Raw genomic sequence first — 20,402 nt, 5'->3', positions numbered from 1 at the left:
AGATAGATGAGCGCGACGTTCGGTGGCCGGACCGGTCGGCAGGGCAAACTCTCCTCGTGGCTGCGCGGACGCCGCCCGCAGGAGGCCCCCGACGGCAGTGGGCGCGAGGCGCTGCTGCTGGCCGCCGCCGAGGCGGGACTGCCGCTCGCGCCCGCCGCGCACCCGGCCCCGGGCTATCGATGTTCGTGCGACCGTGTGGGCTGCCCCACACCGGCCCGGCACCCCGTGTCGTTCGCCTGGCAGACGCAGTCCACGACCGACCAGGCGCAGATCGAGCGCTGGGCCCGCCACCAGCCGCAGGCCAACTTCATCACCGCGACCGGCATGGTCAACGACGTCCTGGACGTCCCCCTGGAGGCCGGGCACGAGGCGCTGGAGCGGCTGCTCGCAGCCGGTGTCGAGGTCGGGCCGGTCGCCGCGAGCGACGACGGACGGCTGCTCTTCTTCACCCTCACCCGCGGCACCCCCGAGGACGAGGACGAGTGGTGGCCGTGCGAACTGGACTGCCACCCCGAGACGATGGACGAACACCCCGGACTGCGCTGGCACTGCCGAGGGTCCTACGTCCTCGTCCCCCCGGCCCAACTCCCCGGCGAGAACCAGTCTGTTTACTGGGTACGCGGCCCCGAGCATCCCCTGCCCGACCCGCTGACGCTCCTCGAAACCCTCACGGACGCCTGCGCCCGCCACGCCGGCGCGGAGCCGGACCAGGAGAACGCGGCCTGGCCCCTCGGCCGTTGAACCGGTCAGACGCGTTGGACCGGTTAGAACTCGTCAGAGCCCGTAGGGCCTAGCCGCCCTGCGCAGAGGTCAGGCCCTCGATCCGCCCCAGCACCGACACCTTGCCGCCCCGCTTCGGGTCCAACGCCACCTCGTTGGACACGAGTTGGAGGGTGAGGGACTGCTGCACCTCGCCCGTCGTCAGCGCCTGGACGTCCTTGTTCTGGGCCGGCACCGACGTGCCCGCCGCCGCGGTCTCCTTCTGGAAGTACCGCGTGGTGAAGAACACCAGCGCCCCGCCGTCCGCCGTACGCAGCGCCAGCGGGGCGTAGTCGCCGCTCGTCAGCGGTTCGTCGAGGTACTGGGTGACCAGACCGGGCTTCGAGGCGTTCTTCGCCCGGTCCGCGCGCCACGCGCTGGTGTGCGTGCCGTCCGCGAAGTCACTCCCGCCGCTCTTCAGATACGTCGCGTAGCTCTGGCTCAACCCGCCCGGGGCGACGGCCAGTTCGGTCGAGTTCGCCGGTACGGCCTCGGCCCAGCCGTCCTTGTCCGTCGCGAACTTCGGTACGGCGCTGGGTGAAAGCAGCGTCAGATACGCCACCTGCCACGGCTCGGACAGGTCGTTGCGGGTGAAGACCAGCAACCACCGGGCCCCGCCGCCCTTGTTGGCGGCGGTGTCGGCGACGAACCAGCGCGGCCAGCCGGCCTTCTTCGGGATGGTGAACTTCGCGTCCGTCAGCTCCAGCGGCGAGTAATTCGCGTTCCCGGACGGGGAGTTGGTGTGCCCCGCCCTCAGCCGCGCCGCGTCGATGTCACCGAGCGCGCCGGTGACATGAGCGGCGTCCAGGGAACTGTCGTACGCCTTGTCGGCCGCGTTGTACGCGGTCGTGAACTGCTGGAGCGCCGTGGCCGCCTCGGCGCGGGTGGTGGCCGGGAGTACCTCCCGCTCGCCGTGGACCACCACGCAACCGCTTGCCGTCAGCGACAAAGCGGTCATCGAAGCCGCTATCAGTACGCGCCGGTCAAGCCTGCGGAGCCTTCGAGGGCTGCGATCCCTGCTCATCAGGTGTCTTCACCTTCCCCTTCCCGGAGGCGAACCCTACCGGGACGAAGAACAGGGCGAGCGTGGGGACCAGGTACAGCAGCCACACCGTGATCTGCAGGACGGTCGGGTCCGGCTGGAAGTTGAAGACGCCCTTGAGGAGGGTGCCGTACCAGCTGTCCGGCGGGATCGTGTCACTGATGTCGAAGGCCAGCTTCGTCAGACCGGGGAGCCAGTCGGCCTCCTGCAGGTCGTGGAAGCCGTACGCCAGTACACCCGCCGCCACGACGACCAGCATCGCGCCGGTCCAGGTGAAGAACTTCGCGAGGTTGATCTTCAGCGCGCCCCGGTAGAACAGCCAGCCCAGGAACACCGCCGTGGCCAGACCCAGTCCCACGCCGACCAGCGGACGCGGGGTGCCGTCGCTCGCCGCGTGCACCGACGCCCACACGAACAGCGCGGTCTCCAGGCCCTCGCGGCCGACGGCGAGGAACGCGGTGGCGACCAGCGCGCCCGTGCCCATCGCGAGGGCCGCGTCCAGCCTGCCGTGCAGTTCGGTCTTCAGGTGCCGGGCGGTGCGCCGCATCCAGAACACCATCCACGTCACCAGACCGACCGCGAGGACCGACAGAGACCCGCCGAGCGCCTCCTGCGCCTGGAACGTCATCTCCTGGGAGCCGAATTCGAGCGCGCAGCCGAAGCCCATCGCGATGAGGACGGCGACGACGATGCCGATCCAGATCGGCTTCAGCGCGTCGCGCCGGTCCGTCTTGACCAGGTAGGCGATCAGGATGCAGACGACGAGACTGGCTTCCAGTCCCTCGCGCAGGCCGATCAGATAGTTCGAGAACACGGGCTACGCCTCCTTGGAGAACAGCGTGCTGCCCCACCAGTCGTCCTTGTCACGGACGCCCGGCGGGACGGCGAAGACCGCCGAACCCACGTGCTGGATGTACTCGTTGAGCGCGTCGGACGCCGACAGCTTCCGCTGGAGCGGGATGAATCCCTTGCGTACGTCGCGCTGGTAGGCCAGGAAGAACAGGCCCGCTTCGAGACGGCCGAGGCCGTCGGTGCCGTCGGTGAAGGAGTAGCCCCGGCGCAGGATCGTGACCCCGCTGTTGGAGTCGGGGTGCGCGAGCCGGACGTGCGCGTCGGGCTTCATCGCCTTCAGGAACGGCGGGTCGTGCTCCTTCGCCTTGCCGACGGGCGCGCCCTCGCCCTTGTCCCGGCCGAAGACGTCCTCCTGCTCCTGCAGCGAGGTCCGGTCCCAGGTCTCGATGTTCATCCGGATGCGCCGGGCGACGAGATACGAACCCCCGGTCATCCAGGCGGAGTTCTTGGCTCCGTCACTCTCGCCCACCCACACGAACTTCTTCAGCCGGTCCGTCTCGGTGCCCGCGATGTTGCGGGTGCCGTCCTTGAACCCCATGAGATTGCGGGGGGTTTGAGCACCAGGAGTCGTAGAAGAGGTTTTCCCGAAGCCCAGTTGGGACCAGCGGATCGCGACCTTGCCGAAGCCGATGCGCGCCAGGTTGCGGATCGCGTGCACGGCGACCTGCGGGTCGTCCGCACAGGCCTGGACACAAAGGTCGCCGCCCGTACGGGACTTGTCGAAGTTGTCGCCGGGGAACTGCGGAAGGTCGACCAGCGCCTCCGGACGGCTGCCGTCGAGACCGAAGTGGTCGAAGAACGACGGCCCGAAGCCGATGGTGAGGGTCAGCCGCGAGGGTTTCAGCCCCAGCGCCTCACCGGTGTCGTCCGGCGGCGCCTCGGCGAGCCCGCCGTAGGCCCCGTCACCGACCGCGTGCCCGCCGGTCATCCGGCGGGCGGCGGCCGTCCAGTCCTTCAGCATCTGCACGAACTCGGCGCGGTCGTCGGTCTTCACGTCGAACGCGGCGAAGTGCAGCCGGTCCTGCACGGGCGTGGCGATGCCCGCCTGGTTCGCGCCGTGGAAGGCGACCGCGGCACCGGTGTCGGCACCGGCCGGGTCGACGTCGTCGCCGGCCCGGGTCATCGCCACCGCACCACCGGCCGCGACGGCACCGAGCGCGAGCCCGGCACCGCCCCAGCCGATGAGCGAACGGCGCGAGGGGGAACCGCTCTCCTGTACTTCGGTCATGGTGACGTCCTACTTCACGACGGCGGCGGCGAGCTTGGACAGCGGCTCCGCGAGGGCGTTGACCGCGTCCGACAGTTCCTTGCGCTGGTCCGCGGTGACCTTGTCGTACGACACGAAGCCGTCCGAGGTCTTGTCGGTGCGGTACTTGTCGAGCAGCGTGTTCAACGCGGCGAACTGCTTGTCGAGTTCGGTGGTGAGGGCCGCGTCGTTCTTCTGCGCGACCGGCTTGAGCAGCTCGTACGCCTTCTGCGCGCCCTCGACGTTGCCCTTGAAGTCGCTCAGGTCGGTGTGCGAGTAACGGTCCTCCTCGCCGGTGACCTTGCCGGTGGCGACCTCGTCGAGGAGTTCCTTGGCGCCGTTGGCCATGGAGGTCGGGGTGATCTCGGCCTTGCCGACGCGCTTCTGCCAGTCCTTCAGATCGGTGACCAACTCTGCGGCGAGGGCCTTCTGTTCGGCGCCGGCCTTCTTGTCGGTCCACAGGGCCTTCTCCAGCGCGTGCCAGCCGGTCCACTTCTGGCCCTTCTCCAGGTCGTTGACGCGGGTGTCCGTCTTGGGGTCGATGTCCCCGAACGACTCGGCGATCGGCTCGGTGGCCTCCCAGCCGTAACGGGAGGGCGCGTAGGCGTTCTTGGCGGCCTCGATGTTCCCGGCCTTGATGGCGTTCGCGAAGGTCTCCACCTTCGGGAGCGTCGCGTCGGCCTGCTCCTGCGCGTACTCGCGGTAGGCGGCGACGGCCGCGTCCAGCTTCGGGTCACGCTTGGCGACCGAGCCGCCGGTGACGGTCAGCTTCTGCCGGACGCCGTGGCCCTTCATGCCCGGACGGCAGGCGATCTCGTACGACCCGGCCTTCACCTCGGCGGTGAGCGTGTACTTGGTCCCCGGCCCGATGTTCTCCTTCTCGGAGACGATCCGGTCGTCCGGGAAGAGGATCTCGACCTCGGTCGCCTTCGAGCCGGTGTTCTCTATCTTCAGCGTGACCTGGCCGGCCGGGATCGACTTGCTGGAGGTCGTGCACTTGGAGTCGGCCGCGGTCACCTGGATCGCGTCGCCGTCCTTGGCGTCGCTCTTCGCGGTGCACGCCGTGACGGCGGTCAGTGCGGCCGCGGCGGCGACGGCGGTGGCCACGGGAAGTCGGACGGCACGCATGCAGGCTCCAAGCGAGAGTGTGTGACGAGGCGGTGTCGGGATGCGGTGTGGTGAGGCTGCCCTAACTTACCTGAGGCTTACCTCACTCATACCCGCCTGGTCCGGTATTCACTGCCCACAGAAAAATCACAGACACGGCTTGGTATCGGCGGCGGAAAACGAATGCCAAGGGAAGGTCAAGAGCGGGTCAAGCGGGCCGGTGCGGGGTCACGACGACCGCCCCCGTGCGCGGATGCGGGAACACCTCGACCGCCTGGTCGTACACGTCGGACAGCAACTCCTCGGTGAATACGTCCTTCGGCGGACCGTCGGCGGCGACACGACCGGCGCGCAGAATCGCGACCCGGTGCGCGTAGGCGGCGGCCAGCGCGAGATCGTGCAGCACCACGACCACCGCGTCCCCCGCGTGCGCCCTTTCCCGGCACAGTCGCAGGACCAGTTCCTGGTGCCGGAGGTCGAGCGCGGCCGTCGGTTCGTCGAGCAGCAGCAGCGGCGCACGCTGGGCGAGCACCCGCGCGAGCGCGACTCCGGTACGACAGGCTCGACTTCGGGCGGCGTCACCGGCTCCACGACAGGCGGCGTGAACGGCTCCCTCGCCTCCACCGGTTCCGACATCCCGGTGGCGGCCCTGGGCACGGCGGCCGCGGTGACCGTGGCGGCGGGCGCGGGCGTGGTGTTCGCGATGCGCAGGCGGCGTACGGAGGCGTAAGTCTGTGCCCCATGGACTCCACGGGGCACAGGGAACCGCTGACGGAGGACGGAGGACGGACTGGTGCCGGCCGTGACGGGCCGGTCCGTCCCCGCCGCGTTTCGAGACGGCGGACGGTGGACGAAGGCTGCTGCGGCAGGGTGAACGTGGGGTGCGTTGCCTGCGGGTCCGTTGTGGCTGGTCGCGCAGTTCCCCGCGCCCCTTCGGGGCCCGGCTGAACCGGACCGGAGTTCGGCAGCCCCGCCTGGCCGTGGGCTGTTCGAGCGGTGACGTCCTCGCCCTGCACCGCTTCGACGCCCTCCGCTCACTGTTGCCGTCCCCAGGCTGACCCGGTTCGCAGTACTCGAACGTCAACTTGTGTTGTCAGTAGGCCAGTTGACGGATCAGGGCCACCGGTGGCCTCCCTCCCGACACCGGGCCGGGCGAGCCTTCCCCGACGGCTGGGTGATCCTCGACGGTCACGACCGGGCCGTGGCGACGGTTCGCGGAGAGCCCAAAGCACCAACGGGCCGTCCTGGAAAGGGCGTACGACGACATGACGTCCTCGCCGCCGTACAACCACGCCCCCACCCCCACCTGGCCCCTCCCCGGCGGAGCCCCGGCCTGGGATGACCTCGCCGCCCGGGCGGTGTTTGAATGCCCCCGTGACTGACTACGACGTACTGCGTGTCTTCTGCGGTCCCAGCGGCGGATACGGCAACGAACTCGGCGTCGTCCGCGAGGGTTCCGTCATGCCGGACCCGGACGAGCGGCAGGTGTTCGCCGGGAAACTCGGCTTCAGCGAGACGGTGTTCGTCGACGACCCCGAGCGCGGAGTCATCGACATCTACACCCCGACCACACGCCTGCCCTTCGCCGGCCACCCCTGCGTCGGCACGGCCTGGCTCCTGGACATACCCGAACTGGTCACCCCCGCGGGCATCGTGGGCGCCCGCCTCGACGGCGAGTTCAGCTGGATCGAGGCCCTCCCGGAGTGGGCCCCGCCCCGCACCCTGCGCCAGTACGCCACCGCCCCCGAGGTCGACGCCCTCCCCGTGCCCCCGCCCGGCGAGTGGATCTACGCCTGGGCCTGGGAGGACGAGGCGGCGGGCCGCATCCGCGCCCGCGCCTTCCCCGGCCGCGACGACGGCATCCAGGAGGACGAGGCAACGGGCGCGGCGGCGTTGTTGTTGACCGACCAGTTGGGCAGGGCACTCAACATCACACAGGGCGAGGGTTCTCAGATCCTTACGGCTCCGCAGCCGGGGGGTTGGGTGGAGGTCGGGGGACGGGTGTTCCTGGAGCGCTGATGGCTCCGCAGCGTTGCCCTTTTCATGACGGTGCCCACTTCACACCGGTCGGCATCATCCAGCCTGTCCGGCGTTTGAGGACGAGGCCCCTTCAGGGCCGATCGGGGGTCTGGGGGCGGAGCCCCCAGCAACGCTCCCGCGGACAAACGCTCACGCGGACATCGGAAACTCGTCACCCAGAGCCCGAAAGACCCCGGTGTTCAAGGCAAACGCCCGCTTGCACTCCGCCACGATCCGCTGCTTCTCCAGATCATCGACCCGAACACCGTCCAGCAACTCCCGATACCCCCGCTTGAACGCCGCCGGGTTCCCGATCCCCTCGAACACATAGAACCGCACCCCGTCCCCCCGCCGAGCGAACCCCCACGTCCGCTCCGCCTTGTCCCGGATGATCTGCCCGCCGGAGAGATCCCCGAGGTAACGCGTGTAGTGGTGGGCGACGTACCCGCCCGGCCACTCCTCGGCACACTCCCGCACCCGGTCCGCGTACGCCCGGGTCGTCGGCAACGCGGTCAGCCCGGACCGCCAGTCCGCACCCCGCAGATGCCCAAGGTCCCGCTCCAGCGCAGGCAGCCGGAACAACTCGGCCTGGATGAACGGCCCGGCCACCGGATCGGACGCCAGCCGCTCGGCCCCGGTCTCCAACGCCTCGTAGACGAACCACAGTTGCTCGGTGTACCGGGCGTACGCGTCCACGCCCAGCCGGCCGCCGAGCAGATCGCTCATGAAGGTGGAGGTCTCGGCCTCCACGTGCTGTTCGTGGGACGCGGTGCGGATGACTGTCGAGAAGGAGTCCATGGGCCCTATCTTCCAAGGTAAGCCTTACCTAAGTCAACAGGTTTGCCGACGCCCTGTCGGTAAAAGCGTACAGAAAAACGGCCCGCCCCACGAGAGAGCGGACCGCTGTGACCAGGTACGAGAGCCCAATGGCAGCCCACTGGCAGCCCAACGGCAGCCCTACGGCAGGGTCAGGACCTCCGCGCCCGTCTCCGTCACCACCAACGTGTGCTCGAACTGAGCCGTCCGCTTCCGGTCCTTCGTGACGACCGTCCACCCGTCGTCCCACATGTCGTACTCGTACGTCCCCAGCGTCAGCATCGGCTCGATCGTGAACGTCATCCCGGGCTGGATGACCGTCGTCGCGTGCGGACTGTCGTAGTGCGGGACGATCAGGCCGGAGTGGAAGGACGAGTTGATGCCGTGGCCGGTGAAGTCCCGGACCACGCCGTACCCGAAGCGCTTGGCGTACGACTCGATGACCCGGCCGATGATGTTGATCTGGCGGCCCGGCTTGACCGCCTTGATCGCGCGGTCCAGGGACTCGCGGGTGCGCTCGACCAGCAGCCGGGACTCCTCGTCGACGTCACCGACCAGGTAGGTCGCGTTGTTGTCGCCGTGCACCCCGCCGATGTACGCCGTCACGTCGAGGTTGATGATGTCGCCGTCGCGCAGCACCGTGGAGTCCGGAATGCCGTGGCAGATCACCTCGTTGAGCGAGGTGCACAGGGACTTGGGGAAGCCGCGGTAGCCGAGGGTGGACGGGTAGGCGCCGTGGTCGCACATGTACTCGTGCGCCACCCGGTCGAGTTCGTCCGTGGTCACCCCCGGCGAGATGATCTTCGCGGCCTCCGCCATCGCCCGCGCGGCGATCCGCCCGGCGGTCCGCATCGCCTCGATCGTCTCGGGGGTCTGCACCTCCGGCCCGGTGTACGGGGTCGGCGCGGGCTTGCCGACGTACTCGGGGCGACGGATGTTTCCGGGCACGGGACGGATGGGGGAGAGCTCCCCTGGTACGAGCAGCGACTGGCCAGACATGCCAGCGAGTCTAACCAGCGGTCATGGGGGAACATGGCCGTAGGGAAAGGAGCCGTTGATGGCCCTGTTCAAGAAGCGCACGGTCGGGAAGCCCGGCGAGTGGTACTACTGCCTCGAACACAAGAAGGTCGAGGAGGGGCCGGAGTGCCCCGCCAAGGACCGGTTCGGGCCGTACACCACCCGCGCCGAGGCCGAGCACGCGATGGAGACGGCCCGCGAGCGCAACCTGGAGTGGGAGAACGACCCCAAGTGGCACGACGCGGCCAAGGGCACCGAGGACGACTGACCGGCTCGCGCTACGACGGCCCCGGCGGTGACTGATCGCGCGGCGCCACGACGGGCACCGGTGTCGACCGCTCAGGTGCCTGCCGGGGCCGTGGGGGTCGTAGGAGTCGTCGCCGCGCGCAGCGCCTTCAGCCGTAGCGCGTGCTCGTCCGTCCGCGCGTCGTACGACATCAGCTTCGGCAGTCCTACGGCCAGCAGCCCCACCGCGCCCACGCACATCAGCCCGCCCGCCCACACCGAGGTCCGCACCCCGGACAGGGCGGCCATCCCGCCGGACCTGACCTGCCCCAGCTGCGGGCCCACCGAGTAGGACAGCAGCTCGATCCCGGCGAGCCGGCCGCGCAGCTCGTCCGGGATCGTCTGGTTCCACATGACCCCGCGGAAGATGCCGCTGACCATGTCGCAGCCGCCGGCGACGGTGAGGAACAGCAGCACCAGCCACACGTTGCCGACGGCACCGGCGCAGGCGATCGCCGCGCCCCACAGTGCCGCCGCCAGCACCACCATCCGCCCGTGCCGGTGGATCCGCGAGGTCCAGCCGCTGGTCACACTCACCAGCAGGGCACCGGCCGGGACGGTCGAGTACATCAGCCCCAGTGCCCACTCGGCGTGCAGGTCGTCCGCGAGGAACGGCAGCACCGCCAGCGGCATCGCGAAGAACATCGCCGCGAGGTCGATCGCGTACGTGCCGAGGAGTTCCTTGCGGCTCCACGCGTACCGGGCGCCCTCCACGATCGACCTCAGCGACGGCTTCTGCGCCTCGTGGGCGCCGGGGGAGGCGGCGATACGGAAGATCAGGATCACGGATATCGCGTACGTCACCGTGTCCGCCGCGAACGCGTAGGGCAGCCCCGCGAACGCCACGACCACCCCCGCCACCGCCGGGCCCGTGACCCCACCGACGGTCCAGCGCAGGGAGTTGAGCGCGGACGCGGCCGTCATGTGCTCGTGGGCCACGATCCGCGGCCACAGCGAGTCCAGCGCGGGCCGCTGGATCGAACCGAGCACCGAGGTCAGCGCCGCGATCACATACAGCGGCCATACGGCGGGCTCCGGCAGCAGCGAGTTGAACAGCAACGCCCCGCACAGCACACCGAGCCCGACCTCGGTCCAGACGATCAGCTTGCGCTTGTCCCACGCGTCGGCGAGCGCACCGCCGTAGAGCCCGAACACGATGAGGGGCACCAACTCCACGGCACCGACCGCGCCCACCGCCGCCGCGGAGCCCGTGAGTTCCTTGATCTGCACCGGGAGCGCGACGAACGTCAGGAAAGTGCCGAAGTTCGAGACCAGCCCCGCGAGCCAGAGCCTGCGGAAGTCGGCGGAGGCGTGCCAGGGGGCGAGGTCGGGGAGGAGGGCGCGGAGGCCGGTGGGGGGAGCGGTGCTGTCGGAGGGAGCGGTGCTGTCGGTCACGAGGGGCAATGGTCGGCGCGGGGCGCGGGCCTGGCAACCGGATTTCCGCCGGTCCTGCTGCCGGGGTGACCGGATTTCCTCGGGCTGTCGGCGGGCGGGCGGCGTGGGGGAGCCGGCGGTCACGGTCCGCCACGGTGACCCGGAGGCGGCGGTCTGGCACAGCTTTTCTCGTCCACGTGTCAACTGACCGAAACTGGTGGGCGGGTGGGAAATTGGTTACCAGCGGGCGGGTGGCGGTGCCGTCAGTTGGTCGGTCAGGCGGGACAGGCGGTCACGGAAACGGCGCCGGCCCCGCGCCGCCGGCAACACGTTCTCCCCGGCCGCCGCGCTCACCAGGTGCTGCACGGTGTCCAGGTCCAGGTCCGTGCCCTCGGGTACGGGGAGCGACTCGTGGGCCAGGGACGCCAGTTCGCGGTTCTCCGAGCCGAGGGAGAGGACGGTCGCCCCGGCCCGGCGGGCGTCGTGCACCCGTTCCAGGAGCGGGTCACCGGGGCCCTCGGGCGAGACGACCAGCAGCGTCTCGCCGCGCCGGGCCGCCTCGATCCGGCCGAGTCCGACGGTCAGATGGGACGGGTCGGAGGGGCGCGCGTCGTGCCGTACGAGAGTCGGGGCCAGCTCGGGTGTGCCCGACCAGGCGGCCTCGTCGACCAGGTGCGCCGCGAGATGCCACGGCTCGTACGCGGGCGTGCCCACCAGCAGCAGCCCGCCGCCGTGCGACACCACCGACCCGCGCAGCACCCCCGCGAACCGTCGCGTGGCCCCCAACCACTCGGTCCCGGCGAGCACTTCACGAAGCAGCGCGACCCGTACGGCGTCCATGGCCGAGCATCCTGCCGCAACCGGCCACTCGTGACGCGGAGTTCACCACGAATTCGCCCAACTTGGGGATGGTGCGGGCTCATAGGCCACACATGGAGCCAACGGCCACGCAAGGAGCCAACTCATGACAGACGTCACCGTTCCCTTCCGCGCGGGTGAAGGGGGCTACGCGAGCTACCGGATCCCGGCGGTGGTGGTGACCGCCGCCGGCACCCTCCTGGCGTTCTGCGAGGGGCGGGTCGACTCCGCGAGCGACCACGGCCACATCGAGATCGTCCTACGGCGCTCCACGGACGGCGGCCGCACCTGGGGCCCGCTCGCCGCCGCCGCCACCAACGGCGCCCATCTCGCGGGCAACCCCGCCCCCGTCGTCCTCGACACCGGCCGCATCCTGCTCGTGTACGTCCGCGCGACCGCCACCGCCACCGAGGACGCCATCCTGCGCGGCCAGGTGAAGCCGGCCGACGGGCGCAGGATCTGGGTGCGGTACAGCGACGACGACGGTGTCACCTGGTCGAGTTCGCAGGAGATCACCGAGCAGGTGAAGAAGCCCGAGTGGCGCTGGTACGCCACCACGCCCGGCCACGCGATCCAGTTGAGCACCGGCCGCGTGGTCGTCGCCGCCAACCACACGATCCCGCCCACCGGTACCGACGTGGGAAATGAGGCGAAGTACAACAGCGGCCACTGCCTGCTCAGCGACGACAGGGGCGAGACCTGGTCCCTCGGCTACCTCGACGAGAACCCGGACGGCTACGTCAACTGCAACGAGACCACCGCCGCCGAACTCCCGGACGGGCGCGTCTACTTCAACACCCGCAACGACTCGCCGTCCCCCGGCAACCGTGCCGACGCGTACTCGGCGGACGGCGGCAGGACCCTCGTCAAGCCCTTCCGTCCGCAGGCCGGCCTCACCGCCCCCGTCTGCGAGGCCGGCGTCCTGCAACTCCGCGACCCCGACGTGCTGTTGTACTCCGGCCCCGGCGACCCGGCCGCCCGCGCCCTGATGACCCTGCGCGCCTCCACCGACGACGGCACCACCTGGCGCCCGGTGCACACGGTCGACGGACTGCCCGCCGCCTACTCCGACCTCGTACGGATCGACGACGACACGGTCGGACTCCTCTACGAGACCGGCGACTTCGGACCGTACGAGACGATCACGTTCCGACGGGTGCCCGTGACGGACCTCACCTGACCCGTGACAGTCCTCACCTGACCCGTGACGGACCTCACCTGATCCGATACGGGTGCGGAGGCGGACGTAAAGTCGGCCCATGACCTCTACCGACAGTGCTGCACAGACCCCCGCGACGGCCCCGGCGAAGGCCCCCGCCAAGGACCCGTGGGACCTCCCCGACGTCTCCGGACTGGTCGTCGGCGTGCTCGGCGGGACCGGGCCGCAGGGCAAGGGCCTCGCCTACCGGCTCGCCAAGGCCGGCCAGAAGGTGATCATCGGTTCCCGTGCCGCCGACCGCGCGCAGGCCGCCGCCGACGAACTCGGTAACGGTGTCGAGGGCGCCGACAACGCGGAGACCGCGCGCCGCAGCGACGTCGTGATCGTCGCCGTGCCCTGGGACGGACACGGCAAGACCCTGGAGTCGCTGCGCGAGGAACTGGCCGGCAAACTCGTCGTCGACTGCGTCAACCCGCTCGGCTTCGACAAGAAGGGCGCCTACGCGCTGAAGCCGGAGGAGGGCAGCGCCGCCGAACAGGCCGCCGCCCTGCTGCCCGACTCGCGGGTCGCCGCCGCCTTCCACCACCTGTCGGCGGTGCTGCTCATGGACACGGAGATCGCCGAGATCGACACGGACGTCATGGTCCTGGGCGAGGAGCGCGCCGACGTCGAGATCGTGCAGGCGCTGGCCGGCCGTATCCCCGGCATGCGCGGTGTCTTCGCCGGCCGGCTGCGCAACGCCCACCAGGTGGAGTCCCTGGTCGCGAACCTGATCTCCGTCAACCGCCGCTACAAGGCGCACGCGGGGCTGCGCGTCACGGACGTCTGAGCGGGTGGGGGACACTGATGGCAGCCAACCATCAGTGTCCCCTTTGTTCTACTGCTCTGTTCTACTGCGTTCGTTCTGCCGACAGGAGCCGATCCCATGCCCCGCCTCGCCCTCTACGCCCTCGTCGTCTGCCTGCTCGCGGTGACCGCGGCGGTCGTCTCGTTCGTGCAGGGCAGCTTGCTCGGGATCGTGTGGGTACTGATCGCGGGGCTCTCGTCCAACATGTGCTGGTACTACCTGAAGCGCGGCCGGTCGGTCATCCGCTGATCGAGCAGAACTCGTTGCTGCCCTGCCAGAAGCGGTACAGGTTCTGACCGCAGTAGGTCTCGAATTCGCTGATGCCGAGGCCGCGCAGGATCGCGTTGATCACATCGAAGAAGTACGTGTTGATCGACGGCACCCACAGCAGCGCGAACACGAACAGCAGGCCGAACGGCGCGAACGGCTCCACCTGCCGCTTGATGTTGTACGACAGCCAGGGCTCGATCACGCCGTAGCCGTCCAGGCCCGGCACCGGCAGGAAGTTCAGCAGCGCGGCCGTGACCTGGAGCAGCGCGAGGAACGCCAGCGCGAACCGGAAGTCCCGCGGCACCCCGTCGAGCGAGTGCAGCCAGAACGGCGCGGTGCACACCGCCGCGAAGAGCACGTTCGTCAGCGGACCGGCCGCCGAGATCAGACTGTGCTTCCACCTGCCCTGGATACGGTTGCGCTCGATGAACACCGCGCCGCCGGGCAGACCGATGCCGCCCATGATGACGAAGATCACGGGGAGCACGATGCTGAGCAGCGCGTGCGTGTACCTCAGCGGGTTGAGGGTGAGATAGCCCTTCGAGCCGACCGAGATGTCCCCGCTGTGCAGGGCGGTGCGCGCGTGCGCGTACTCGTGCAGACACAGGGAGACGATCCAGGCCGCCGTCACGAACAGGAACACGGCGATGCCCGGCTTCTCGGCGAACCCGGTCCAGGTGGCCCAGCCGGTCACCGCCGTGACAGCCAGGATCCCGAGGAAGACGGGACTGATCCGCCGGTCACTGGGGCGGGTGGTGGTGGCGGTCATGGGGGCGGGCTCCCTGCTGGGTCGGTGGACGCGAAGCCCGACGGTACCGGGCACTAGGGGAAAACGTCTCGCGAGTGGCCGTCGGTTCCGGGGAAGGTAGGGGACAGGGGAGGGCGGGGACATGGGACTCTGACACGCGCTCTACGACTCCGTCACCCCTCGGGGGCTTCTTGGGGGGCGTCGTACCGCGTCCGGCGCCGCGCCGCCGTAACCCCGTGACCGCTTTCCACGCCACCGGAGACAATGGACCCCGTGCGCTATCGCATTCTCGGCACCACCCAGGCACTCCGCCCCGACGGCACGCCCGTCCCGGTCGGCGGGGCGCGGCTGCGCGCCCTGCTCACCGTGCTCGCCCTGCGGCCCGGCAAGGCCGTGCCCGCGAGCCTCCTGGTGGACGAGGTGTGGGCCGGCGACCGGCCCGCCGACGCCGCGGGCGCGCTCCAGGCGCTGGTGGGCAGGCTGCGCCGGGCGCTCGGCGCCGACGCGATCGGCTCGGCGGAGAGCGGCTACCGGCTCGCCGCCGCCCCCGACGACATCGACCTGCACCGTTTCGAGCGGCTGACGGGGGAGGGGCTGCGGGCGCTGGCCGACGGCAACCCCGCGAAGGCGGCGGAGGTCCTGGACGACGCGCTGGCCCTGTGGGGCGGCCCGGCCCTGGCCGACCTCCCCGACCGCACGGCGGAGGCGGCCCGTTGGGAGACCCGCCACCTCGACGCCCGCCGCGCCCGCCTCACCGCGGCCCTGGCCCTCGGCGACGCGGACACGGCCCTGCCCGAACTGACCGCCCTGTGCGACACCCACCCCCTAGACGAACCCCTCCAGTCCCTGCGCCTGAAGGCCCTCCGCGCGACGGGCCGCACGGCGGAGGCACTGGCCGCCTACGAGGACGTACGACAACTGCTCGCGGACCGGCTGGGCTCCGACCCGGGACCCGAACTGCGGGCGCTGCACGGGGAGTTGCTGAGTCCGGGGGACGGCGGTTACGGCGGGTCCGGTGGTCGTGGCGGTTTCGGTGGGCCTGGTGGCCGTGCCGGATTCGACGGACCTGGTGCCTACGACGGCCCCGCTGGACCGGGCTACGGCGACGCACCCGGTGGACCGGGCGACGGCGACGGACCCGGTGGACCGGGCGACGGCGACGGACCCGGTGGACCGGGCGACGGCGACGGACCTGGCGGTCACGGCGGGCCGGCCGACGACGCCGATCACCACAGGACCGCAGGCGACGCCGATCACCGCAGCCCCGGGACCCACGTCACCGCCCCCGCCGACAGCGCCCCTGCCCCGACCACTCCCGGCGCTCTTCCCGCCCCGCCCCCCGGCAACCTCCGCGCCCGCCTCACCTCCTTCGTCGGTCGGGAGGCCGACATCGACGTCATCCGGGGCGATCTCGCGTCGGCCCGGCTGGTGACGCTGCTCGGGCCCGGCGGGGCCGGGAAAACACGGCTGTCGCAGGAGGCCGCCGAAGGCGTGCGGGACGCGGCGCGGGACGGGGTGTGGCTGGCCGAACTCGCCCCCGTCGACGACCCCGACGCCGTACCGACGGCCGTGCTCACCGCGGTCGGCGCGCGCGAGACCGTGATGTACGGCGCCGGCGCCGAGGCGATCCGGGCCGCCGGCGGTGAGCGGCACGACGACCCCGTCGACCGGCTCGCCGAACACTGCGGCAGCCGCCGGATGCTGATCGTCCTCGACAACTGCGAGCACGTCGTGGACGCCGCCGCCCGGCTCGTGGAGGCCTTGCTGGAGCGCTGCCCCGGCCTCACCGTGCTCGCCACCAGCCGTGAACCCCTGGGCGTCCCCGGCGAGTTGCTGCGCCCGGTGGAGCCACTGCCCGACCCCGTCGCGCTACGGCTGCTCGCCGACCGCGGGGCCGCCGCCCGGCCGGGGTTCACGGTCGAGGACGACCCCGAGGCCTGCGCCGAGATCTGCCGGCGCCTCGACGGACTGCCCCTCGCCATCGAGCTGGCGGCCGCCAGGCTGAGGATGTTGACGCCGCGTCAGATCGCCGACCGGCTCGACGACCGCTTCCGGCTGCTCACTTCGGGCAGCCGTACGCTCCTGCCCCGACAGCAGACCCTGCGGGCCGTCGTCGACTGGTCCTGGGACCTGCTCGACGAGGACGAACGGGACGTGCTGACCACCCTGTCCGTCTTCGCCGGCGGCTGCGACCTCGACGCCGCCGAGGCCGTGTGCGGGCCCGTCGCGTTCGAGACGCTCGGCTCCCTCGTCGACAAGTCCCTTGTGGTGGCCGCCCCTTCGGGTGACGGGGAGATGCGCTACCGGCTCCTGGAGACCGTCGCCGAGTACGCGGGCGAGCGGCTCGACGAGGCCGGCCGGCGCCCCCGCGCCGAACGCGCCCATCTGACGTACTACCGCGAACTCGCCCGCACCACCGACCCGTTGCTGCGCGGCCCCCGCCAACTCGCCGCCGTGGGACGGCTGGAGCGCGAGTACGAGAACCTCCGCACCGCCCTGCGGCACGCCATCGCCGAGCGCGACGAACAGGAGGCGACCTGCCTCGTCCTGTCGCTGGTCTGGTACTGGCAGATGCGCGACGTCCGCACCGAGGCCCGCAACTGGTGCGCCGAGGTCATGGCCCTGGGCCCCGACCCCTTCACCGCCCCCGTCCGCCGCGCCGCCCCGGTCTGGCAGCGCTGTACCGACATCCCGCCCCCGCTGACCGGAGAACTCCTCGCCGAGGCCCGGCGCGGTGTCCATCTCGCCCATCTGTCCTGGATGGACACGGAGTTGGAGGCCTGGGAGGCACCGGAGGCGAAGGAGAAACTGCGCCTGATCACCGAGGTCTACGAACCCGGCTATCCGCAGACCTGCCGTGCGCCCGGCATGTTCTGGTTCTTCGCCGTGATGCTCAGCGGCAGCGTGGAGCGGCTGCCCGTGATCCTCGAAGCCGCCGTCCACACCTGCCGCTCCAACCCCGGCATGGAGTGGGAACTCGCCACCACTCTCCAGATGCGCGCCAACATGCTCGCCAACCGCAGCGACTGGGCGGGCGACGCGGCCCGGGACGCCGACGAGTCGCTGGCGATCTTCCGCCGGCTCGGCGACGACTGGGGCACCGCCGAGGCGCTCTCCGCACGCGCCGAGGCCCGGGAACGCACCGGCGAGTACCGACTCGCCGCGGTCGACTACGAGGCCGCGATCGAACACGCCGAACAGCTCGGCGCCCGCGGTCAGACGGCCGTGCTCCGCGCCCGGCTCGGCAGCGCGCTCATCGAGGGGGGAGAGCCCGAACGGGGCGAGCACATGCTGCGCGAGGTGATCGAGAGGCCGTACGGTCCGGCGAGCAACGAGGCGATGCCCGCCGCCCGGATGTTCCTCGCGGGTTACCTCGGCCTGACCGGCCGGGTCGTCGAGGCGCGCGAGCAACTGCGGCGGCTGCGCGAGGAGTTCTCGATCGCCCACTTCGTCGTCTTCGACGCGTTCATCCTCGGCTCGGAGGCCTGGGTGGAGGCGCTCGACGGCAACTACGAGGAGTGCCTGGACAGGATAGGGCAGGCGCTGCAACGGGCCGGCGACCCGCTCTCCGAGGCCATCGCCCCGCACATGAGGCCGCTGTACCTGGCCATCGCCGCGGTCGGCCTCGCCGGGACCGACGGCGGCAGCCGGGCCCGGGACAGCGTCCGCTGCATCGTCGCGGCACGGGAGTTGCTGCCGCCCGGACACGTCAGCACGTCCATGGAACGCGAGGTGTACCTCCAGGCCGAGCGGCACGCGCGCGCCGCGCTCGGCGACGAGACCTTCGAGGCGTACGAGGCCGAGTACGCCGAAGGCGGCGGCCTCTCCGTGGAGGAGGCCGCCGCCCTGGTGCGAAGCTGACGCGTACCGGTGGGACGCGACTGTGGAACGTACCGGTCCGGTCCGGTCAGGTCTTGGTGCGGAACTTGTAGATCGAGATCGGGGCCATCACCGCGGTGAGCCCCACCGACCAGGCGAGGGTCAGCAGCGTGCCGTGGGCGACCGGGCCGCCCACCATCAGCCCGCGGGCCGCGTCGGCCAGGGCGGACAGCGGGTTGTAGTCGGTGAAGTTCTGCAGCCAGCCCGGCATGGACTGGGTCGGCGCGAAGATCGACGAGCCGAACTGCAGCGGCATCAGCACCAGGAATCCCATGGCCTGCACGGACTGCGCGCTCTTCATGGTCACGCCGAGGGTGAGGAACACCCACATCAGGGCCGAGCCGAACACCGCTGACAGTCCGATCGCGGCGAACATGCCGAGCCAGTGGTGGATGTGGAAGCCGACGAGGACACCGACGACCATCAGCACGGCGGACGCGACCAGCATCCGCATCATCTCGACCGCGATCTTGGCGATCAGCACCGAAGCGCGCCCGATGGGCAGCGACCGGAACCGGTCCATGACCCCGGTGTGGAAGTCGGTGTTGAAGCCGGTGCCCACGCCCTGGGCCATGTTCATGCCCATCATGGCGAGCAGACCGGGCACGACGTACTGCACGTACGCCTCCTGCCCGCCGCCGAGCGACTGCCCGATCGAGCCGCCGAAGACGTACACGAACAGCAGCGTGAAGATGACCGGGAACAGGATGGCGTCGAACATCGACTCCGGGTCCTGCCGGATCCACAGCAGGTTGCGGCGGATCAGGGCGCCGGTGTGGCGCAGATGGTTGCGCAGCGGGATACGGGGGTCCGCCGCCGATACGCCGGCGGGGCTCACGGTGACGGCGCTCATACGGCGACCTCCTCGCGGTCGTGGGTGGGCACGGTGTCCTGCGGGGCGCCGGCGCGGTGTCCGGTCAGGGACAGGAACACCTCGTCCAGGCTGGGGAGTTCGGTGGTGATGGAGGCGATGGTGATGCCGCGGGCGCTCACCGCGCCGACCACGGCGGTCAGTTGCTCGTCACTGAGGATCGGCACCAGGACCGTGCCACTCTCCACGTCGACACTGACGGTGGCGAGTCCGGTGATACCCAGCTCGTCCAACGCGCGGGCCAGCGGCCGCAGTTGCAGCGGATCGGCCGCCCGGATGCGCAGCGCCCGCCCCCCGACCCTCGCCTTCAGCTCATCAATGGCGCCACTCGCCACGACCTTGCCGTGGTCGACGACGGTCAGCTCCGAGGCGAGCGCCTCGGCCTCCTCCATGTACTGGGTGGTGAGCAGCACGGTCACGCCCCCGCCGACCATGGACTTCACCTCGTCCCACACCTCCATGCGGGTGCGGGGGTCGAGACCGGTGGTCGGCTCGTCGAGGAACAGCACCTGCGGGTGCCCGATCATCGAGGCCGCGAGGTCGAGCCGGCGGCGCATACCGCCGGAGTACGTACTCGTGGGCCGCTTGGCCGCGTCCGTCAGCGAGAACCGCTCCAGCAGTTCGTCGGCGCGGGCACGGGCATCTTTGCGGGACAGGTCGAGCAGCCGCCCGATCATGTACAGGTTCTCCCAGCCGGGGAGCTTCTCGTCCACGGAGGCGTACTGGCCGGTGAGGCCTATCACCCGGCGCAGCTGGCGGGGCTGGCGCAGGACGTCGTAGCCGGCGACGGTGGCCTCGCCGGAGGTCGGGGCGAGCAGCGTGGACAGGATGCGTACGAGGGTGGTCTTACCGGCACCGTTCGGCCCGAGCACACCCATCACGGTGCCCTCCCGGACGTCCAGGTCGACGCCGTCCAGCGCCTTGGTCTCGCCGTAGTGCTTGACCAGCCCCCGCACGGACACGGCCGTGCCGCCGGAATTCTTGTCGATTCGCGTCATGGCAACGACAGTGCCAGGGCCCGCCGACAGATCACCGACATCCTGCCGACAGCCGCCTACAGGTCACCGACAGCCGCTGATGGTGCATTTCTGGGCCGACCGAGCCAGGTGGGGGCGCACCTCTTGGCCGACCGAGCCAGGTGGGGGTGCACCTCTTGGCCGACCGAGTCACGTGGGGGTGCGCCTCTTGGCCGACCGAGTCGGGTGGAGGTGCGCCTCTTGGCCGACCGAGTCGGGTGGTGGGTGGGCATAGGC

The 20,402-nt window shown here is 70.7% G+C and carries 18 protein-coding genes and 1 pseudogene; 7 read left to right on the top strand and 12 right to left on the bottom strand.

Translation table 11 applies throughout. The features are described 5' to 3' along the window. The first annotated feature begins 6 nt into the window (after positions 1–6). A complete protein-coding gene (locus tag ACFWP5_RS40040; RefSeq protein ID WP_384168597.1) occupies positions 7–741 on the top strand; it encodes a bifunctional DNA primase/polymerase in 735 nt (244 codons plus the stop codon). A 49-nt stretch (positions 742–790) separates the two neighbouring features. On the opposite strand, the gene ACFWP5_RS40035 is transcribed toward ACFWP5_RS40040, so the two are convergent. The 5 genes and pseudogenes from ACFWP5_RS40035 to ACFWP5_RS40015 form a co-directional block, all read right to left on the bottom strand. Next, positions 791–1,783 carry a hypothetical protein gene (locus ACFWP5_RS40035; protein ID WP_384168594.1) on the bottom strand — a complete coding sequence of 331 codons (993 nt, stop codon included), beginning with the start codon at positions 1,781–1,783 and terminating at the stop codon, positions 791–793. Next, the gene (gene efeU, locus ACFWP5_RS40030) at positions 1,743–2,615 is read right to left on the bottom strand and encodes an iron uptake transporter permease EfeU (protein ID WP_384168590.1); all 873 of its coding nucleotides are present in this window, start codon (positions 2,613–2,615) and stop codon (positions 1,743–1,745) included. Before efeU ends, ACFWP5_RS40035 begins: the two co-directional genes overlap by 41 nt. Before the next feature lie 3 nt (positions 2,616–2,618). After that, a complete protein-coding gene (gene efeB / locus ACFWP5_RS40025; RefSeq protein WP_384168587.1) occupies positions 2,619–3,881 on the bottom strand; it encodes an iron uptake transporter deferrochelatase/peroxidase subunit in 1,263 nt (420 codons plus the stop codon). 9 nt (positions 3,882–3,890) lie between these two features. Further along, positions 3,891–5,027: an iron uptake system protein EfeO gene (efeO, locus tag ACFWP5_RS40020; RefSeq protein ID WP_384168584.1), complete on the bottom strand. Its 1,137-nt coding sequence runs from the start codon at positions 5,025–5,027 to the stop codon at positions 3,891–3,893. A gap of 187 nt (positions 5,028–5,214) precedes the next feature. Beyond that, positions 5,215–5,562 (bottom strand): annotated as a pseudogene (locus ACFWP5_RS40015) (hemin ABC transporter ATP-binding protein); the annotation flags it as partial. 818 nt (positions 5,563–6,380) lie between these two features. Between ACFWP5_RS40015 and ACFWP5_RS40010 the strand changes: the two are divergent. Continuing rightward, positions 6,381–7,025 carry a PhzF family phenazine biosynthesis protein gene (locus ACFWP5_RS40010; protein WP_384168581.1) on the top strand — a complete coding sequence of 215 codons (645 nt, stop codon included), beginning with the start codon at positions 6,381–6,383 and terminating at the stop codon, positions 7,023–7,025. A 150-nt stretch (positions 7,026–7,175) separates the two neighbouring features. On the opposite strand, the gene ACFWP5_RS40005 is transcribed toward ACFWP5_RS40010, so the two are convergent. Continuing rightward, positions 7,176–7,823 carry a heme oxygenase (biliverdin-producing) gene (locus ACFWP5_RS40005; protein WP_384168578.1) on the bottom strand — a complete coding sequence of 216 codons (648 nt, stop codon included), beginning with the start codon at positions 7,821–7,823 and terminating at the stop codon, positions 7,176–7,178. 159 nt (positions 7,824–7,982) lie between these two features. After that, a complete protein-coding gene (gene map, locus ACFWP5_RS40000) occupies positions 7,983–8,840 on the bottom strand; it encodes a type I methionyl aminopeptidase (protein WP_384168575.1) in 858 nt (285 codons plus the stop codon). Positions 8,841–8,898: 58 nt separating this feature from the next. Between map and ACFWP5_RS39995 the strand changes: the two genes are divergently transcribed. Then, positions 8,899–9,126 carry a hypothetical protein gene (locus tag ACFWP5_RS39995; RefSeq protein ID WP_384168572.1) on the top strand — a complete coding sequence of 76 codons (228 nt, stop codon included), beginning with the start codon at positions 8,899–8,901 and terminating at the stop codon, positions 9,124–9,126. A 71-nt stretch (positions 9,127–9,197) separates the two neighbouring features. Here the strand turns inward: ACFWP5_RS39995 and ACFWP5_RS39990 are convergent, their stop codons facing one another. Then, positions 9,198–10,538: an MFS transporter gene (locus tag ACFWP5_RS39990; protein WP_384168569.1), complete on the bottom strand. Its 1,341-nt coding sequence runs from the start codon at positions 10,536–10,538 to the stop codon at positions 9,198–9,200. 216 nt (positions 10,539–10,754) lie between these two features. Next, complete coding sequence (locus ACFWP5_RS39985) at positions 10,755–11,357, bottom strand: hypothetical protein (protein WP_384168567.1); 603 nt, start codon at positions 11,355–11,357, stop codon at positions 10,755–10,757. 124 nt (positions 11,358–11,481) lie between these two features. On the opposite strand from ACFWP5_RS39985, the gene ACFWP5_RS39980 reads away from it, so the two are divergent. From ACFWP5_RS39980 to ACFWP5_RS39970, 3 genes are all read left to right on the top strand, one after another. Then, complete coding sequence (locus ACFWP5_RS39980; RefSeq protein WP_384168564.1) at positions 11,482–12,555, top strand: exo-alpha-sialidase; 1,074 nt, start codon at positions 11,482–11,484, stop codon at positions 12,553–12,555. A 79-nt stretch (positions 12,556–12,634) separates the two neighbouring features. Continuing rightward, the gene (npdG, locus tag ACFWP5_RS39975; RefSeq protein WP_384168561.1) at positions 12,635–13,363 is read left to right on the top strand and encodes an NADPH-dependent F420 reductase; all 729 of its coding nucleotides are present in this window, start codon (positions 12,635–12,637) and stop codon (positions 13,361–13,363) included. Positions 13,364–13,459: 96 nt separating this feature from the next. Continuing rightward, positions 13,460–13,630 carry a hypothetical protein gene (locus ACFWP5_RS39970; RefSeq protein ID WP_384168559.1) on the top strand — a complete coding sequence of 57 codons (171 nt, stop codon included), beginning with the start codon at positions 13,460–13,462 and terminating at the stop codon, positions 13,628–13,630. Here the strand turns inward: ACFWP5_RS39970 and ACFWP5_RS39965 are convergent. Continuing rightward, positions 13,620–14,420, bottom strand: a complete 801-nt coding sequence (locus tag ACFWP5_RS39965) for a site-2 protease family protein (RefSeq protein ID WP_384168556.1) — start codon at positions 14,418–14,420, stop codon at positions 13,620–13,622. The genes ACFWP5_RS39970 and ACFWP5_RS39965 overlap by 11 nt on opposite strands. Before the next feature lie 243 nt (positions 14,421–14,663). On the opposite strand from ACFWP5_RS39965, the gene ACFWP5_RS39960 reads away from it, so the two are divergent. Next, on the top strand, positions 14,664–18,260 hold the full coding sequence (locus tag ACFWP5_RS39960; protein ID WP_384168553.1) for a BTAD domain-containing putative transcriptional regulator: 3,597 nt from the start codon (positions 14,664–14,666) through the stop codon (positions 18,258–18,260). A gap of 46 nt (positions 18,261–18,306) precedes the next feature. On the opposite strand, the gene ACFWP5_RS39955 is transcribed toward ACFWP5_RS39960, so the two are convergent. After that, entirely contained in the window at positions 18,307–19,131 is an 825-nt protein-coding gene (locus ACFWP5_RS39955) for an ABC transporter permease (RefSeq protein ID WP_384168550.1), read from the bottom strand. Then, positions 19,128–20,147 carry an ATP-binding cassette domain-containing protein gene (locus ACFWP5_RS39950; RefSeq protein ID WP_384168547.1) on the bottom strand — a complete coding sequence of 340 codons (1,020 nt, stop codon included), beginning with the start codon at positions 20,145–20,147 and terminating at the stop codon, positions 19,128–19,130. The genes ACFWP5_RS39955 and ACFWP5_RS39950 overlap by 4 nt, the downstream gene beginning before the upstream one ends. Between the last annotated feature and the right edge of the window lie 255 nt (positions 20,148–20,402).

Source organism: Streptomyces sp. NPDC058469 (assembly GCF_042721125.1).
Classification (GTDB): domain Bacteria; phylum Actinomycetota; class Actinomycetes; order Streptomycetales; family Streptomycetaceae; genus Streptomyces.
The sequence above is the reverse complement of the archived record's forward strand: the minus strand, read 5'-3'. Positions and strand labels throughout refer to the sequence as shown.

Excerpts from the sequence above, each read along its gene's own strand:
- ACFWP5_RS40040 (WP_384168597.1), top strand. The coding sequence starts at position 7 with ATGAGCGCGACGTTCGGTGGCCGGACCGGTCGGCAGGGCAAACTCTCC.
- ACFWP5_RS40035 (WP_384168594.1), bottom strand. The coding sequence starts at position 1,783 with ATGAGCAGGGATCGCAGCCCTCGAAGGCTCCGCAGGCTTGACCGGCGC.
- efeB (WP_384168587.1), bottom strand. The coding sequence starts at position 3,881 with ATGACCGAAGTACAGGAGAGCGGTTCCCCCTCGCGCCGTTCGCTCATC.
- efeO (WP_384168584.1), bottom strand. The coding sequence starts at position 5,027 with ATGCGTGCCGTCCGACTTCCCGTGGCCACCGCCGTCGCCGCCGCGGCC.
- ACFWP5_RS40005 (WP_384168578.1), bottom strand. The coding sequence starts at position 7,823 with ATGGACTCCTTCTCGACAGTCATCCGCACCGCGTCCCACGAACAGCAC.
- map (WP_384168575.1), bottom strand. The coding sequence starts at position 8,840 with ATGTCTGGCCAGTCGCTGCTCGTACCAGGGGAGCTCTCCCCCATCCGT.
- ACFWP5_RS39995 (WP_384168572.1), top strand. The coding sequence starts at position 8,899 with ATGGCCCTGTTCAAGAAGCGCACGGTCGGGAAGCCCGGCGAGTGGTAC.
- ACFWP5_RS39985 (WP_384168567.1), bottom strand. The coding sequence starts at position 11,357 with ATGGACGCCGTACGGGTCGCGCTGCTTCGTGAAGTGCTCGCCGGGACC.
- ACFWP5_RS39980 (WP_384168564.1), top strand. The coding sequence starts at position 11,482 with ATGACAGACGTCACCGTTCCCTTCCGCGCGGGTGAAGGGGGCTACGCG.
- npdG (WP_384168561.1), top strand. The coding sequence starts at position 12,635 with ATGACCTCTACCGACAGTGCTGCACAGACCCCCGCGACGGCCCCGGCG.
- ACFWP5_RS39970 (WP_384168559.1), top strand. The coding sequence starts at position 13,460 with ATGCCCCGCCTCGCCCTCTACGCCCTCGTCGTCTGCCTGCTCGCGGTG.
- ACFWP5_RS39965 (WP_384168556.1), bottom strand. The coding sequence starts at position 14,420 with ATGACCGCCACCACCACCCGCCCCAGTGACCGGCGGATCAGTCCCGTC.
- ACFWP5_RS39960 (WP_384168553.1), top strand. The coding sequence starts at position 14,664 with ATGGACCCCGTGCGCTATCGCATTCTCGGCACCACCCAGGCACTCCGC.
- ACFWP5_RS39955 (WP_384168550.1), bottom strand. The coding sequence starts at position 19,131 with ATGAGCGCCGTCACCGTGAGCCCCGCCGGCGTATCGGCGGCGGACCCC.
- ACFWP5_RS39950 (WP_384168547.1), bottom strand. The coding sequence starts at position 20,147 with ATGACGCGAATCGACAAGAATTCCGGCGGCACGGCCGTGTCCGTGCGG.